The sequence below is a fragment of the Actinoplanes sp. CA-252034 genome, from assembly GCF_050956125.1.
Lineage (GTDB): Bacteria > Actinomycetota > Actinomycetes > Mycobacteriales > Micromonosporaceae > Actinoplanes.
The window spans coordinates 10,256,301-10,271,311 of the sequence record NZ_CP191846.1; the positions used below are offsets into that span (position 1 = coordinate 10,256,301).

Genomic DNA, 15,011 nt, shown 5'->3' on the forward strand with positions numbered 1-15,011 from the left:
CGGTCAGAGCTCGCAGCCGATCAGCACCGGCTCAGGGTGCAGCTCCACCCCATACCTCTCCCGGACCCCGTCCCGGATGGTGCGGGCCAGGTCGAGCAGCGCCGCCGTGGTGCCGCTCCCCCGGTTGGTGAGGGCGAGCGTGTGCTTCCCGGAGATGGCCACGCCGTCACCGGCGAATCCCTTCGGGAAGCCGGCGTGCTCGATCAGCCACGCCGCGGGCAGCTTCACCAGGCCGCCCTCGACCGGCCAGTGCGGCACCTCACCGATGCCCGCCAGCACCGCCGCCGGGACCACCGGGTTGGTGAAGAAGGAGCCGACCGACCAGGTGTCCCGGTCCTCCGGGTCGAGCACCATGCCCTTGCCGGCGCGCAGCTTGAGGACCGTGTCGCGGGCCTGTCGCAGCGGGACCCGGTCGCCCGCCTCGGCGCCGAGCGAGCGGGCCAGCTCGGCGTAGCGGATCGGGGCCGACTCGTCGGAGCGGGACAGCCGGAAGTCGACCGCGGTGACCAGGTGACGGTCGTCGTGCTTGAAGACGCTGGTCCGATACCCGAAGCGGCACTCCTCGGGAGTCATCACCCGGATCTCGTCGGCCTGCCGGTCGTAGGCGTGCACCGCCGCGATGGTGTGCGCCACCTCCTGCCCGTACGCCCCGACGTTCTGGATCGGGGTGGAGCCGGCCGCGCCCGGGATGCCGGAGAGGCACTCGACACCGGACAGGCCGCCGGCCACCGCGTACGCCACGAAATCGTCCCAGGGCTCGCCCGCGGCGACCCGCACCAGAACACCGGAGGAGTCCTCACCGACCATCTCGACACCCCGGGTGCGCAGCAGCAGCACCTCGCCGTCGAAGCCGTCGTCGCCGATCACCACGTTGCTTCCACCGGCGAGCACCAGCAGCCGCCGCCCGGCCGCCGCGGCCGCACGCACCGCACCGACCGCCTCGTCCGTATGGACCGCGGTGGTCATTGTGCCTGCGGGCCCGCCGAGGCGTAGCGTCGTGTATGCCGACAGGAATCTCTCCGGGGCCGAAGGGGTATCAGTCACGACGCCAACCCTAAGGTCCTTCCGCGAGAAGGTTCACCGGCGGTCCGGCCGAGCGGGGAGACGACTGCGATGAACAGGTTGCACGCGACGAAGGATTTCTGGCTCGCGGCGTTGCGCGCCGACGGGCCGGCGCTCTGGGACGCCGTCGCCGAGACGGGTCCCGACCCGGCCATCCCCGGCTGCCCGGACTGGACCGTGGCCGACCTCGCCCACCACGTCACCGAGGTGCTGCACTGGGTGCGCAGCACGGTGACCCGCGGGGTCACCTCCCTCCCGGAGAGCACACCGGTCCTGGAGCGCAGCGACTGGCCGGAGACGCTCGACCGGCTGCGGCGGGAGCTGACCGGCACGATCGAGACGCTGGAGGCGCTCGATCCGGACTTCCCGGCGTGGAACTGGGCACCCCAGCCGAAACGGGCCGGCTTCTGGGACCGCCGGGTGGCACACGAGGTGTCGATCCACCGGTGGGACGCCGAGTCGGCCGCCGGCCGGGCGACCCCGATCGAGACGAAACTCGCGACCGACGGGGTCAGCGAGATCCTCGACACCTGGCTGCCGGCCGGCAAACGCCAGGGCCCGACTGATCTGCACGGCGTCGTGCACCTGGTCGGGACGGACGCCGGGCAGGAGTGGTTCATCCGGCTTCGTGGTGCGGGGATCGCCCTGCTGGACACCGGCACGATCCTCGACAGCGACGATCATCACGCCCGGGCCAGGGCCACCGGCAGCGTGAGCGATCTGCAATTGGCCCTCATGGGCCGCAAGCGAGCGGACCAATTGGCGCTCAGCGGAGACCCTCGCCTCTTCCAGGCTCTGCGAACGGGCTGAACCTTCCCGCCGCTTACCCTTGTTGGAGCGCTCTCAGGCCGTAAGATGAACCGGTTAAGTTCGGCGGATCATCAGGAGCAGATGACATGACGGCAACCGTCACGTCCACGTCGGCGCAGCCGGCCCCCGTGGGGATCACCTTCCCCGAAGGCTTCGTCTGGGGGACAGCCACGGCCTCGTACCAGATCGAGGGCGCCGCGAGGGAGGACGGTCGCGGCCCGTCCATCTGGGACACCTTCAGCCGTACGCCGGGAAAGGTCTTCGCGGGCCACACCGGCGACGTCGCGTGCGACCACTACCACCGGTATGCCGAGGACGTCGCCCTGATGGCCGACCTCAACCTCGGTGCGTACCGTTTCTCGGTCGCCTGGCCGCGGATCCGGCCGGACGGCACCGGCCCGGTCAACACCCGCGGTCTCGACTTCTACGACCGACTCACCGACGAGCTGCTCAGCAAGGGCATCGACCCGGTCGTCACCCTCTATCACTGGGATCTCCCGCAGACGCTGGAGGACCGCGGCGGCTGGACCGTGCGGGAGACCGCCGAGGCCTTCGCCGAGTACGCGCAGGTCGTCTTCGGCCGTCTCGGTGACCGGGTCGGCACGTGGACCACGCTGAACGAGCCGTGGTGCTCGGCCTACCTCGGCTACGGCAACGGCATCCACGCCCCCGGCCGGCGCGACCCGGCCGGCTCGCTGGCCGCCGTCCACCACCTCAACCTCGCCCACGGCCTCGCCGCCCGGGCGCTGCGCTCGGCCGGCGCGCGGAGCATCAGCATCACGCTCAACCCGTGCGAGGTCTCCCCGCTCGACCCGGCCAACCCGGCCGACGTCGACGCCGCCCGCATCATCGACGGCGTCGCCAACCGGATCTTCCTCGACCCGCTGCTGCGTGGCCACTACCCGGCCGACGTGCTGGAGCACATCTCCCGGATCACCGACCTGTCCTTCATCAAGGACGGCGACGAGACGATCATCAACGCGCCGATCGACGTGCTGGGGATCAACTTCTACACCCCGTCGTACGTGTCGGCGAAGCCCGGTCAGCCCGCCGCCCTCGACTACCCCGGCAGCGAGGGCATCGCCTTCCGCAAGCCGGTCGGCCCGGTCACCGACATGGGCTGGCAGATCGAGCCGGAGTCACTGACCCGCCTCCTCACCCGCATCCACCGGGACTACCCGGGCACCCCGCTGATGATCACCGAGAACGGTGCGGCCTACCCCGAGGGCGTCCACGACCCGCTGCGTATCGAGTACGTCGACGCCCACCTGCGCGCCTGCCACGACGCTCTCGCGGCCGGCGTCGACCTCCGGGGATACTTCGCCTGGTCATTGATGGACAACTTCGAATGGGCCGAGGGGTACGCGAAGCGCTTCGGTATGGTGCACGTCGACTACACGACGCAGCAGCGTGTGCTCAAGGACAGCGCGAAGTGGTACCGCGAGGTGATCCGGCGTAACGGGCTGGAGTAAAGACGGGGGCACATGTGACGACGCGGGAACGGCCCACTCTGGAAGCGGTCGCCCGTCGCGCCGGGGTCTCCCGTGCGACGGTGTCCCGCGTCGTCAACGGCTCCACCACGGTCGCGGTCACCATCCGTGAGGCCGTCAACCGGGCCGTCGAGGAGCTCGGCTACGTGCCGAACCAGGCGGCCCGGAGTCTCGTCACCCGGCAGACCGACTCGATCGCGCTGATCCTCCCGGAGACCGCGAACCGGGTCTTCTCCGACGACCTGTTCTTCCCGGCCATCATCCGCGGCGTCGGCTCCGAGCTGGAGGCCGCCGACAAACAGCTGGTGCTGATGATGGCCGGCTCGGCCGCCGGGTACCACCGGGTCGAGCGCTACGCCGTCGCCGGCCACGTCGACGGCGTCATGTTCGCCTCGATCCACGGCGCCGACCCGCTGCCCGGCCTGCTGGCCCGGCGCGGCATCCCGGTCATCTGCAGCGGCCGCCCGATGCTCGCCGACCCGCCGGTGCCCTACGTGGACGTCGACCACGCGGGCGGCGTGGCGGCGGCCCTCCACCACCTGATCACTTCCGGACGCCGACGGATCGCGACGATAGCCGGCCCGCAGGACATGGTGGCCGGCCTCGAACGCCTCACCGGTTACCGCGACACCCTGGACACGGCCGGCCTGCCGTCCCTGGTGGCGGCCGGCGACTTCACCCGCGACTCCGGCGTGAGCGCGATGCGCGCTCTCCTCGCCCAGGATCCCGATCTCGACGCGGTCTTCGCCGCTTCCGACCTGATGGCTCACGGCGCTCTCCAGGCCCTGCGTGATGCCGGTCGCCGGGTGCCGGACGACGTCGCGGTGATCGGCTTCGACGACTTCGAGATCAGCCGCTACAGCGATCCGCCGCTCACGACGGTCCGCCAGCCGATCGCCGAGGCGGGCCGGATGATGGCCCGCCAGATGCTGCGCCTGATCGCCGGCGACCCCGAGATCGACCCGGCGATCATCCTCCCCACCGAGCTGATCATCCGAGCCTCGGCCTGATCATTACCGGCCTTCACGGTCGCTACTACGCCTTCTCTCCGGCCCGCCACGGTTCCCGTTCCCGGCCCGCGCGGCGTTTCCTCACGCCCCACCTCCGCCCGCCGCGATTCCGTTCGCGGCCCGCGCGGCGTTTCCTCACGCCCCACCTCCGCCCGCCGCGATCCCGTTCGCGACCCGCGCGGCGTTTCCTCACGCCCCACCTCCGCCCGCCGCGATCCCGTTCGCGACCCGCGCGGCGTTTCCCTGCGCTTGGCGACGCCTTTCTTGTACGACCATCGGGAGAACCGTGAGCTACCCCGCAAGGTGGCTGCCACTCTAGGCCGACTCGCGACCGCCGGGCTGAAGCCGCTGGTCACCGGCAACCCGCCGAGCGATCGCCGCCGTGTCCGAGCCGAACAGCACGAGCGTCGCGGTCCGCAGACGTGCCGGGCGGGCGGCGCCGAGCACCGTGAGCGCCTGACTGACCGCATCGTCCACCGGCCACCCGTAGATCCCCGCCGAGATCAGTGGGAACGCGATCGTCTCGGCGCCGAGCCCGTCAGCGACCCGCAGCGAGTTGGCATAGCAGGCCCGCAGCAGGCCCGACCGATCCTCCTCGGCGCTGAAGACCGGCCCCACCGTGTGCACCACCCACCTGGCCGGCAGCCGTCCGGCCGTGGTCGCGACGGCCTCGCCGGTCGGAAGCCCTCGCCCGTACTTCGAGGCGCGCAGCATCCGTGTCTCCGCCAGGATCTCCGGGCCGCCTCTGCGATGGATCGCCCCGTCCACACCACCGCCACCGAGCAGCGACGAGTTGGCCGCGTTGACGATCGCATCGACCTGCTGCACGGTGATGTCGCCCTCAACCAGTTCGATGTCCACTCCGAAACCGTAGACATCGATCCTGTGGACGCCTTCGCCCGCCTGGTTTCTCGACATCGTCCCCGGCAACCGCCGGAACAGCCGACGACCCGGCGTCGGCATCGTTGAGGCAGTCGAAGGCCTGGCCGGCGCCCCGGAGACAACGAAGACCGGGCCGAACGTCGACGTCCACTCGACAGCACTGAAACGACACACGAAACCCGGCCGGACGCCGACGTCCGCTCGACAGCGCTGACGATGCGCGGGGACCGGCCGGAAGGTGGCGTCTCTACAGGGAGGCGGTGTCGACGATGGCGATCGGCTTGTGTAGGGAGCGACGCGCCAGCAGGGTCGCGCCGGCGATCGCGGCGGGCATCAGGACGACAGCGCCGAGCGGGACCAGGAAGGTGGCGAAGACGGCGGCGCCGAAGCCCAGGGTCAGCGGCTTGTTGCGGGCCAGGACCTCACGCCGGTGCCGCAGCCGCTGGCCACGGCGCTGGAACGGAACTCCGGTGAGCTCCAGGGCGAGCAGCCAGCCACCGACGGCTCCGGCGAGGACCGGGATCGCCGTCTGACCGACCACCGGGATCAGGCCGAGCAGGAAGAGCGGGATGGCTACGACGATCGAGATGCCGACGAGTTTGAGCGAGTCGACGAGGCTGCGGCGCAGGGACCGCCAGAATCCGACGTCGACCGCGTCGGGGACGCCGCCGAAGCGGTCCTCCACGAGTTCCGAGATCTTCTCGTAGAACTGGTCGCCGATCAGCAGGGTGACCGCGGTGAACGTGAGGACGGACACCAGCAGGCCCAAACCGAGGACGGCGATCCCGCCGACCACCCGGGTCGTGCTACGCAGCCAGTCGGCCCAGTCGTCGGCGAACCAGGTGACCTGTGCGGCCAGGTCCGGCAGATAGCGGATCAGGAAGACCAGCGCGACTATGTAGAGAATGCCGGTCACCAGGGCGGGCAGTAGTCCGAGCAGGAGCAGCCGGGGGCTGCTCAGCACCAGGCCGAGCCCGCGCCCGAGCAGTCCGGCGCCGGTCGCGAATTCACGGAAGGCCGTCACCGGCCGGGTCTCACTCAGATCACCGCTCACGTTGCGTGAGCTTAGATCCCGGGCTCCAGCAGGGACAGCGCCGACTCCACCGATCTCGGTTGATCGACCACCGGACGTGGCGGTCGATCGGCCGAGATCGGCGAGGTCAGTTTGAACGCCCCCAGTAACGGAAGCGCTCGAAGATGTTCTGATCGGACGGCAGCGGCGGGAACGGGAACGGCGGAGTCGCGCTCGGGTCGAACGGGAATCCGAACGGGTCCTCCGGTGCTCCGGTGACCTGCGTCGGCGTGGGCACCGGTGGGTCGGTGAGCAGCGGCGGGTCGGTGGATTCGACCGGGAACGACGGGTCGGCGGTACGGACGACCGTGACCGTCGCGGTGACCGTGCTCGGCCCGGTGGCGGGCGTCGGTTTGAGGTCGGCCGGGTCGGCGGTGGCTCGTGGCGCCGTGGATCCGGCTCCGCCGTGATGGCCGGCGCCGGGAGCCGATCCGAGGGCGCCGTCGCCGCCGAGGGGGCCACCGAATTCGGAGGCGCCCAGGCTTGCTTGGGTTACCGTCGGAGCGCCCAGCGCCCAGCCGGCCACTACAGCGAACGGCAGGCCGAGGACCAGCAAGGCGAGGAAGACGGTCTTAGGGGACAAACGCACGTACGCTTCACCGGATGAGGGCCGTCAAAAGTTACGGCTTTCGGACATAAGGTCCGGAAGTCGCGGCCCCGGGCGAGGGCTGGGCCGAGCGTCAGGAGCAAGGCAGGCGAGGGCCCGAACCGGCTGGGCCGAGCGTCAGGAGCAAGGCGGGCCCGCGAGGACGTCACCGGCGCGGCCCCGGGCGCGGCCTGGAAAACGGCTAGGGCTGGTTGAGGAACGACGAGATCCGCTCCCGGAGGGCGGCGCGATTGCTCCAGAGGACGGCGGGCCGGTCGTACACCTCGAGGTCGGCGCCCGGCAGCAGGCCGGCGATGCGCTCGGCCCACGCCGCCGGATGGGTGTCGTCGCCGAGGCAGCCGATCACCAGCGCCCGCCCGGTGAACCCCTTGAGCAGCGTCTCCTCGGCCAGCGCGGGCGCCGACCACACCGACTCGATCTCCTGCGCCAGCCCGTCGCGCTGCAACTGCTCGACCCGCTGCCGCAGAAAGCTCCACCCGGCCGGGGTGTTGCGGACCGACGGCGGCATCTCCTGCTCGACAGCGTCGGCGATCATCGCCACCTCCCCCGACTCGACCGAGGCCAGCAGCCGCCGCAGGCGCTGCACGGAGGCGGCGGCGCGAACGCCGTCGAGGGGGGCGGGAAGGTAGAGCACGACCCGCTCGAACCGGTCGGGGCTCGCGGCGAGCAGGCGGCAGAGCGCGGCCGCACCCATGCTCACGCCCACCGCCCGGGTGGCGCCCGTCAGATCGGCGACTGCCCGCAGGTCGGCGGTGAGGTCGGCGAACGACCACGGGCCTGGCGGGATGTCGGAGCGGCCGTGCCCGCGGAAGTGGAAGAACACCCGACGGCCGGTGACCGCGCTGCCCAGTGGCCGGGTGCCGGAGATGTCCCCGGCCAGCCCGTGCGCGAACACCGTGATCGGGTCGCCGGCGCCTGTGGTGAGCTGCTCCACTCGTACGCCCGAGGGGAGGGTGACCATCTCGGTGGCCGGGCCCGGCAGCGTCGGGCGACCACCTCGCGGTCCGGTCCGGTCGACGCGCTGCAGGCGCGGCCCACCGTCTGGCGGAGGTGGACCGAAACGACCCCTCACCGCATCACCAGAAGCCCTTGCCGTCCGAGATGTCCTTGAGACCGGGACGGACGTCGAGCATGTAGATCATCGCGGCGGCGATGCCGATCATGCTGATCAGCAGGGTGTTGTAGAGGAAGCCGCTGAGCACCAGCAGGACGCCCAGGATGCCGGCCCACGCGCCTTTAGGCAGGGTGCCGAGCGCCTGGAACGCCGGTCCGCGCTGGGTCAGGCAGTGGATCAGCGCGACCGCCTGGACACCCATCGACAGGAGCATGAAGGCGAGGTTGATCCAGAGGACGACGTAGAAGTAGAAGAGCGGCGCGTCTGTGCCCATGAGGAGAGAGTCTATGCCGCGGGCCCCGGTGTATGCCGGGGCCCGCGGTCATGACAGATCAGTGTCGGGTCACTCGGCCGGCGTGGCCGGCTTGGCCCGCTTGCGCGGCTTCGGCGCGGCCTCGACGGCCTTCGCCTCCTCGACGGCGGCCTCGACGGCCTTCGGCTGCTCGGTGGCCTCGATGTCGGAGTTGACCACGTCGGCGGCCTCGACCACACCGGTGCCGACCACGCGCTCGCCGCGGGCGACCAGCTCGTTGTAGACGGCGACGGCGCGATCCTGGGCGACCTGGGCGAAGTTGAGGGCGGCGGTGGTCGCGCTGTCCCGGAGGGCGACGAGGTCGGTCTCCTGGGCCTTGCCGCGCAGCTCGGCGGCCTTGGTGCCGGCCTGGTCGTTGTACGCCTTGAGGGAGGCGGCGGCACGGTCGCTCAGCTCGTTGAGCACGGCCGGCAGCTTGCGGAGCTGCTCGTAGGCGGCGTCACCGGCACCGGCGGCGGCGTAGAGCGGGGTGGGGATCTTGGTCTTGGTCTGCTCGGTCATCTCTGCTCCTCAGCGTCATCAGCGGGCGGCGCGTTTCGCGCGTTCTCGTTGCGGAACGTCTCGTAGATCTGCGTCAGGGACTGCTTCTGCGCGATCGTGAGCTCCGGGTCGACCGCGATGGCGGCCAGCACACCCTGCTGACCCTCGCCATCGAGCAGCCCGGCCCGCAGATACATCGCGGGCGTCGACACTCGCAAGGCGCTGGCGATCTGTTGCAGCACCTCGGCGCTCGGCTTTCGCAAGCCACGCTCGATCTGACTCAGGTAGGGGTTGCTCACCCCCGCCTTGTCGGCGAGCTGCCGGAGCGAGATCTTCGCGGTCTGCCGTAGGTCTCGGATGAACGTCCCGATGTCCTCTGGCAGGTCCTTCGGCGTGGCCATGCTTCGACGTTAGCCGGGGGTGCTAGCTATTGCAAGCAGAATGCTTGCAATAGCAAGCGTGAACCGAGTCACCCCTAGGGGTCAGAAGACCGCGCGGACCTCACCGACCGGACGGCCGCCACCGAGGACCGGCTCGGGCAGGTCCGGAACGTCCAGGCCGAGACGGCGCAGGGCCTCCAGCAGCACGGGTACGCGCGCCCGCGTCGAGCCGTCGGAGATCTTGAGAGCCACCGCTCCGGCGCCGGGCATGGCGGCGGCGGACACCCCGTCGGCCCCGCGCTTGACGATCAGGCCGGGCATCGCGGTCATCAGCACGGTGTCCTCCGACCCGGTGCCCGCGACCAGCTCCGGATGCGCCCGCATCGCGTCGGCAACCCGGCGTTCCGGGGTGCCCGGCTCCGCCTCGACCAGGCGCTGGAAGGCCCGGGCCAGTCCGAGCGGCGAGATCGCGAAGATCGGCGCGCCGCAGCCGTCCACCCCGAGCGCGGCGATCGGCTCACCGGACAGACGGCTCACCGCGTCGGCCAGCGTCTTCTGCAGCGGGTGGTCGACCTCCAGGTACGACTCCAGTGGCCACCCGTTGACCACACAGGTGGCGAGGAAGCCTGCGTGCTTGCCGGAGCAGTTCATCAGGATCCGCTCGGGCTCGCCGCCGGCGCGTAGCCAGTCGCGTTTCGCCGACTCGCTCAACGGCAGGTCCGCCGGGCAGCGCAGTGCCTCCGGACCGAGGCCGGCCGCGGCCAGGATCGCGCGCACACGTTCCACGTGGAACGGCTCGGCGTCGTGGCTGGCGCTGATCAGGGCCAGGTCCGCCTCCTCGCGCGGAACCAGCCCGGCGGTCAGCAGGCCCACGGACTGGAGTGGCTTGTTGGACGAGCGGGGGAAGAACGGCGACTCCACGTCACCGAAGCTCGCGCCACCCACGACGGCGACGACCCCGTGGTGGACGCTCTCCACGAAACCCGAACGGATCACCTCGGCGACGATCATCGGGCCGGGACTCCGAGCACGTCACGGGCCTGGGCCGGGGTCAGCGGCGGGCGCTGGGCCAGCTGGGCGAAGCCGACGGCACGGGCCACGAGCTGCATGTTCGACTCGACGGCACGGCCTTTGGCGTACGTCAGGGTGTCCTCCATGCCGACCCGGAGGTGACCGCCGGCCGACAGGGACGCGAGCATCACCGGCAGAGCGCTGCGGCCGATGCCGGTCGCCGAGAACGTGGTGCCCTCCGGCAGGTCACGGATCACCTGCTCGCAGGCGACCAGGGCGGCCGCCGTCCCCGGCATCCCGCCAGGCACGCCCATCACCAGGTCGACGTGCACGTGACCGCCGAACGGCAGACCGTGCTTCCCCAGGAGCCGTTGCAGGCTGGTGAGCTGTCCCAGGTCGAAGATCTCGTACTCCGGCACGATCCCGCGCTCCTGCATACGGGTGTGCAGGTCGACGATGAGCTCCCAGCGGTTCAGGAAGACGTCGTCACCGAAGTTGACCGTGCCCATCGTGCAGGAGGCCATCTCCGGCCCCGCATCGAGCACGGCGAGCCGATCGGCCTCCGGGTCATGCACCGAACCCCCGGAGGAGAGCTGCACGATCAGGCCGGTGGCCTCGCGCAGCGCGGCGACCGTGTCACGCAGCCGGCCCTGATCGAGGGTCGGGCGGGCGTCGTCGTCCCGGATGTGGACATGGATGATCGAAGCGCCCAGCGCCTCGCACTCCTTGGCGGTGGCGGTCAGCTCGGCCAGGGTCACTGGCAGGGCCGGCACGTCCACCTTCTTGCTCTCCGCGCCGGTCGGGGCGACGGTGATCATGGTCCCGGTCATGCCTCGCATCCTGCCATGCGGAAGGCGGCGAACCGGCCGGCCGGAACGACCCGGCTCCGACTCCGGCGGTCACCGGACCGACACCGGCCCGCCGCTGCCCTACAGTGTCCGGAATGTCGACACGAAGAGCCCTTCCAGGGGCGTTGGGCGCGGTGCTGATCGCCGCCACGACCGTGCTCATGGTGGGCCCGGCCGAGATGGCATCGGCTGCCGGCGTTCCCCTGGGGGAGCTGGCCGCCGGGAAAGGGATCACCTTCGGCACCGCCGTCAGCGCGGCCGCCCAGGACCAGGACACCGGCTATGCCGCCCGTCTGGCCACCGAGTTCGGCAGCGTCACGCCCGAGGACGCGATGAAGTGGGCGGCGGTCCACCCGGCGAAGGAGCGGTTCGACTGGCGCGCCGCCGACGCGGTCGTGAACACGGCCCTCGGCAACGAGCAGGAGATCCGCGGGCACACACTGGTCTGGCACAGCTCACTGCCCGGCTGGCTCACCGGCGGGACCTTCACCACCGACGAGCTGAAGGCCATCCTGCGCGAGCACATCCAGACCATGGTCACCAGGTACCGGGGACAGGTCTCGGTCTGGGACGTGGTGAACGAGCCACTGAACAACGACGGCACCCTCCGGCCGGGCTTCTGGCTGAACAGGCTGGGCCCCGACTACATCGTCGACGCCTTCCGCTGGGCACACGAGGCCGACCCGGACGCGACGTTGTACCTCAACGAGTACGGCGCCGAGGCGAACGGCGCCAAGGCCGACGCCCTGTACGAGCTGGTGAAAAGCCTGATCGCGAAGGGCGTACCCCTCGGTGGTGTGGGTTTTCAGGCGCACCTGACCGGGTCGAGCCGTCCGGACGCGCTCGCCGCGGTGCTGCGCCGCTTCGCCGATCTGGGCGTCGACGTCGCCGTCACCGAGCTCGACGTGCGCATCACCACACCGCCGACGACAACCGCCGAGACGAGCCAGGCACAGGTGTACGGCCGGGTCGTCGCCGCCTGCCTCACCGTCCCGCGATGCCGCTCGATCACCGTCTGGGGATTCACCGACAGGCACTCCTGGGTTCCGGCCACCTACCCCGGCTGGGGCGCCGCCACCCTGCTCGACGAGGGCCTCGGCGCCAAACCCGCCTACACCGCCGTGGCGGACACCCTGCTCGCGAGCGGTCCGGCCGCCGGTGCGCCCGCGGGATGGTGGCGGCTCGACGACCCCGCCGGCGCCACGGTCGCCGCCGACATCTCCGGTCACGGGCGGGACGCGCGGATCCGCGGAGCGGGCACGGGCAGCCCCGGCCGGGTGCCACACATGACCGCCTTCACCGGAGACGGCGCCACCACGGAGGCGACCACGACCACCCCCGTCCTGGACACGGCCGGCAGCTTCACGGTCTCCGCCTGGGTGTCCATGACGAGCACCGCCATCCCCGGGGTGGTGGCCGCCCAGGACGGCAGCGTCCGCAGCGCCTTCTACCTCATGTACCAGACCGGCACCAATCGCTGGGAGCTCACCGTGCCGTCGGCGGACGGCGCGACGGTCACCTGGTCGACGGCCCGGTCCACGACCGTTCCCGTCCTGAACCGGTGGACACACCTCACCGGCGTCTACGACGCGAGCGCCCGCCGGCTCCAGCTCTACGTCGACGGGGTGCGCGAGGGGACCCGTGACGGCGTGACCGCCTGGGCGTCCGACGGCCCGTTCCACATCGGGCGCAGCCTGTCCGGCGGCCGCTTCCCCGGAGCGATGAGCGACGTCCGGGCGTGGAACCGGGCGCTCTCCGCGAGCGAGGTCAGCACGGCCGGCGATCGTACGGTCGCCTCCTGGGAGTTCGACGGCACCTCGACCGACTCGTCCCCGTTCGGACGGGGCACGTCGCTGACCACCACCGGCGCCGGATACACGGCGGATCGCGGCGGGACGGCGAACCGGGCGCTGGGCCTGAGCGGCACCGGATGCGCGGAGGGCCACGGACCCGTCCTGGCCACGGACCGGTCGTACACCGTCGCCGCCTGGGCCAGACTGGCCGACAAGGGTGGATCCCGCACCGTGCTCAGCCAGTCGGGGACCGGGAAAGACGCGTTCTACCTGCAATACCACCAGTCGTACGACCGGTGGGCGGTCCTCGTCCCGTCCGGCGACGAGGACACCGCGACCTGGCAGACCCTGCTCTCCACCACGTCACCGGCCCTGAACACCTGGACCCACCTCGCCGCCGTGCACGACGCGCAGGCCGGCACGCTGGCCCTCTACGTCGACGGGGTGCGACAGGGCGGCCCGCTCACGGTGGCCACCTGGCCGTCCACCGGCCGCATCCACATCGGCTGCTCCGGCACCGGTGGCCGGTTCAACGGGGCCCTCGACGAGATCCGGGCGTACGCGTCAGCGCTGACCGCCGGCGACGTCGCGGCACTGGCCGCCGGAACCCCCGTGCGGTGAGGTCAGGCTGCGCTGACCGCGGAGCTCGTGGTCAGCGCAGCCCGCCCGTCACTCGACGTCGATGGCGGCGGCCGACTCGCCCACGGTGAGTCGGGCGTCGTCGGGGACGTTGCGCTTGAGCACGGCCAAGGCGACCATGCCCAGCTCGTGATGACGGACCGCGGTGCCGACGAAACCGACCGCCCGCCCGTCCAGCTCCACCGCGGTGCCCCGTGCGGGCGGATGATCGGTGGCCACCCCGTCCAGGTGCAGCAGAACCTGGCGGCGAGGCGGGCGGCCCAGATTGTGCACCCGGGCGACCGTCTCCTGGCCGCGGTAACAACCCTTGTCCAGGTGGACGCCCGGGGCCATCAGCTCGATCTCGGCCGGGATGGTCCGGTGGTCGGTCTCCCAGCCCAGCCGGGGAACCCGGTGAGCGACCCGGACCGCCTCGTAGGCCCAGAGCCCCGCCCGGCCCACACCGAGCTGCTCGATCACCGCGTCCTTGCGGGACCTCGGCACCAGCAGGTCCACGCCGAGCGGCACCCGGCGAGCCAGTCCGCCCTCGTACGCTCGTACCGAATAGAGGCTCGTCGCCCTCGCCGGAACCGACCCGGAAGCGAACCGGGGACCCGGCACCGCACCCACCTCAGGGGCCGCGAGATCCGGGAAGAGGCCCGCCGCGCCCGGGCCGACAAGTGAGAGAACCGCCAGCTCAGCGGTCGCGTCACGCGGCTCGACCCGGGTGAAGAACCGCATCATCTCCAGGTATTTGAGCAGCCCCGCACCGGCGCCGGGCTCGGTGTCGAGCCACGCCGTCGTCCCGTCCTCGGTGACGTAGGCATGCTGCTCGACATGCCCGTTCGGTGAGAGGACCAGCAGCTCACTGCCCTGGTTCGCACTCAGCGTCGACAGGTGCTGGGTGGTCAGCGTGTGCAGCCAGCTCGCCCGCTCCTCGCCGGGAACCGCGATCACCTCACGGTTCGACCGGTCGACCAGGCCGACCCCGGTCTCCAGCAGCCGCTGCTCACGCATCGGGTCGCCGAAGTGCGCCGGCACCCCGGCATCCGCCGCACCGGGCTCCAGATCCTCGACCATGACGATGGTCACTCGGCCTCCTTGCAGTTGCCGCACACCCCGAACAGCGAGACGTGCCCCACATCGACCCGGAAATCGCGCTCCCGCAGCAGCCGGTCGGTGACCGGCTCCATCACCGCCGGATCCACCTCGGCGATCGACCCGCACGCCCGGCACACCAGGTGCACGTGCTGATCCTCGCCGGCCGCATGGTACGTCGGTGAACCGTGCGACAGATGGGTGTGGTTGACCAGACCGAGCTCTTCGAGCAGCTCCAACGTCCGGTAGACCGTCGTGATGTTGACGCCGGCGGCACGCTCACGGACCGCGTTGTGCACCGACTCGGGCGTCGCATGACCGAGCTCGTGCACCGCTTCGAGGATCAGCTGGCGCTGTGGAGTGAGTCGCAGGCCCCGCTCGCGGAGCATGGCGGCTAGCGATGTGGCGGACACGAGACGAGCA

Annotated in this window: 15 protein-coding genes and 1 pseudogene; 4 read left to right on the forward strand and 12 right to left on the reverse strand. The window is 71.2% G+C overall.

All coding sequences use genetic code 11. The features are described 5' to 3' along the window. Positions 1-3 precede the first annotated feature (3 nt). On the reverse strand, positions 4-966 hold the full coding sequence (locus tag ACQPZW_RS46445) for a UDP-N-acetylmuramate dehydrogenase (RefSeq protein WP_433797840.1): 963 nt from the start codon (positions 964-966) through the stop codon (positions 4-6). A 147-nt stretch (positions 967-1,113) separates the two neighbouring features. On the opposite strand from ACQPZW_RS46445, the gene ACQPZW_RS46450 reads away from it, so the two are divergent. The 3 genes from ACQPZW_RS46450 (at position 1,114) to ACQPZW_RS46460 (ending at position 4,372) form a co-directional block, all read left to right on the forward strand. After that, the gene (locus ACQPZW_RS46450; RefSeq protein ID WP_433792364.1) at positions 1,114-1,872 is read left to right on the forward strand and encodes a maleylpyruvate isomerase family mycothiol-dependent enzyme; all 759 of its coding nucleotides are present in this window, start codon (positions 1,114-1,116) and stop codon (positions 1,870-1,872) included. Positions 1,873-1,958: 86 nt separating this feature from the next. Continuing rightward, positions 1,959-3,344, forward strand: a complete 1,386-nt coding sequence (locus ACQPZW_RS46455; protein ID WP_433792365.1) for a GH1 family beta-glucosidase — start codon at positions 1,959-1,961, stop codon at positions 3,342-3,344. 14 nt (positions 3,345-3,358) lie between these two features. Next, on the forward strand, positions 3,359-4,372 hold the full coding sequence (locus tag ACQPZW_RS46460) for a LacI family DNA-binding transcriptional regulator (protein ID WP_433792366.1): 1,014 nt from the start codon (positions 3,359-3,361) through the stop codon (positions 4,370-4,372). Between the two features lie 315 nt (positions 4,373-4,687). Here the strand turns inward: ACQPZW_RS46460 and ACQPZW_RS46465 are convergent, their stop codons facing one another. From ACQPZW_RS46465 to ACQPZW_RS46505, 9 genes and pseudogenes are all read right to left on the reverse strand, one after another. After that, complete coding sequence (locus ACQPZW_RS46465) at positions 4,688-5,233, reverse strand: O-acetyl-ADP-ribose deacetylase (RefSeq protein WP_433792367.1); 546 nt, start codon at positions 5,231-5,233, stop codon at positions 4,688-4,690. 268 nt (positions 5,234-5,501) lie between these two features. Then, positions 5,502-6,308 carry an EI24 domain-containing protein gene (locus ACQPZW_RS46470; RefSeq protein ID WP_433792368.1) on the reverse strand — a complete coding sequence of 269 codons (807 nt, stop codon included), beginning with the start codon at positions 6,306-6,308 and terminating at the stop codon, positions 5,502-5,504. Between the two features lie 106 nt (positions 6,309-6,414). Beyond that, positions 6,415-6,915: a hypothetical protein gene (locus tag ACQPZW_RS46475; RefSeq protein WP_433792369.1), complete on the reverse strand. Its 501-nt coding sequence runs from the start codon at positions 6,913-6,915 to the stop codon at positions 6,415-6,417. Between the two features lie 199 nt (positions 6,916-7,114). Beyond that, positions 7,115-8,005: an alpha/beta fold hydrolase gene (locus ACQPZW_RS46480; protein WP_433792370.1), complete on the reverse strand. Its 891-nt coding sequence runs from the start codon at positions 8,003-8,005 to the stop codon at positions 7,115-7,117. A gap of 4 nt (positions 8,006-8,009) precedes the next feature. Beyond that, complete coding sequence (locus ACQPZW_RS46485; RefSeq protein WP_433792371.1) at positions 8,010-8,321, reverse strand: DUF2516 family protein; 312 nt, start codon at positions 8,319-8,321, stop codon at positions 8,010-8,012. 69 nt (positions 8,322-8,390) lie between these two features. After that, positions 8,391-8,861, reverse strand: coding sequence for a hypothetical protein (locus ACQPZW_RS46490; RefSeq protein ID WP_433792372.1), 471 nt, complete (start codon positions 8,859-8,861; stop codon positions 8,391-8,393). Between the two features lie 29 nt (positions 8,862-8,890). Beyond that, positions 8,891-9,241: pseudogene (locus tag ACQPZW_RS46495) on the reverse strand (helix-turn-helix domain-containing protein); the annotation flags it as partial. 81 nt (positions 9,242-9,322) lie between these two features. Continuing rightward, the gene (locus ACQPZW_RS46500) at positions 9,323-10,231 is read right to left on the reverse strand and encodes an asparaginase (RefSeq protein WP_433792373.1); all 909 of its coding nucleotides are present in this window, start codon (positions 10,229-10,231) and stop codon (positions 9,323-9,325) included. Continuing rightward, the gene (locus ACQPZW_RS46505; RefSeq protein ID WP_433792374.1) at positions 10,228-11,061 is read right to left on the reverse strand and encodes a 3-keto-5-aminohexanoate cleavage protein; all 834 of its coding nucleotides are present in this window, start codon (positions 11,059-11,061) and stop codon (positions 10,228-10,230) included. Before ACQPZW_RS46505 ends, ACQPZW_RS46500 begins: the two co-directional genes overlap by 4 nt. 113 nt (positions 11,062-11,174) lie before the next feature. Here ACQPZW_RS46505 and ACQPZW_RS46510 point away from each other — a divergent pair, with 113 nt between their 5' ends. Continuing rightward, positions 11,175-13,493 carry an endo-1,4-beta-xylanase gene (locus tag ACQPZW_RS46510; protein ID WP_433792375.1) on the forward strand — a complete coding sequence of 773 codons (2,319 nt, stop codon included), beginning with the start codon at positions 11,175-11,177 and terminating at the stop codon, positions 13,491-13,493. 48 nt (positions 13,494-13,541) lie between these two features. Here the strand turns inward: ACQPZW_RS46510 and ACQPZW_RS46515 are convergent, their stop codons facing one another. Then, positions 13,542-14,570: a YgfZ/GcvT domain-containing protein gene (locus ACQPZW_RS46515; RefSeq protein WP_433797841.1), complete on the reverse strand. Its 1,029-nt coding sequence runs from the start codon at positions 14,568-14,570 to the stop codon at positions 13,542-13,544. 8 nt (positions 14,571-14,578) lie between these two features. Then, the gene (locus ACQPZW_RS46520; protein WP_093619539.1) at positions 14,579-15,001 is read right to left on the reverse strand and encodes a Fur family transcriptional regulator; all 423 of its coding nucleotides are present in this window, start codon (positions 14,999-15,001) and stop codon (positions 14,579-14,581) included. Between the last annotated feature and the right edge of the window lie 10 nt (positions 15,002-15,011).

Coding starts and splice junctions, on each gene's coding strand:
- ACQPZW_RS46445 (WP_433797840.1), bottom strand. CDS start 966: ATGACCACCGCGGTCCATACGGACGAGGCGGTCGGTGCGGTGCGTGCG.
- ACQPZW_RS46450 (WP_433792364.1), top strand. CDS start 1,114: ATGAACAGGTTGCACGCGACGAAGGATTTCTGGCTCGCGGCGTTGCGC.
- ACQPZW_RS46455 (WP_433792365.1), top strand. CDS start 1,959: ATGACGGCAACCGTCACGTCCACGTCGGCGCAGCCGGCCCCCGTGGGG.
- ACQPZW_RS46485 (WP_433792371.1), bottom strand. CDS start 8,321: ATGGGCACAGACGCGCCGCTCTTCTACTTCTACGTCGTCCTCTGGATC.
- ACQPZW_RS46490 (WP_433792372.1), bottom strand. CDS start 8,861: ATGACCGAGCAGACCAAGACCAAGATCCCCACCCCGCTCTACGCCGCC.
- ACQPZW_RS46500 (WP_433792373.1), bottom strand. CDS start 10,231: ATGATCGTCGCCGAGGTGATCCGTTCGGGTTTCGTGGAGAGCGTCCAC.
- ACQPZW_RS46505 (WP_433792374.1), bottom strand. CDS start 11,061: ATGACCGGGACCATGATCACCGTCGCCCCGACCGGCGCGGAGAGCAAG.
- ACQPZW_RS46510 (WP_433792375.1), top strand. CDS start 11,175: ATGTCGACACGAAGAGCCCTTCCAGGGGCGTTGGGCGCGGTGCTGATC.
- ACQPZW_RS46515 (WP_433797841.1), bottom strand. CDS start 14,570: ATGGTCGAGGATCTGGAGCCCGGTGCGGCGGATGCCGGGGTGCCGGCG.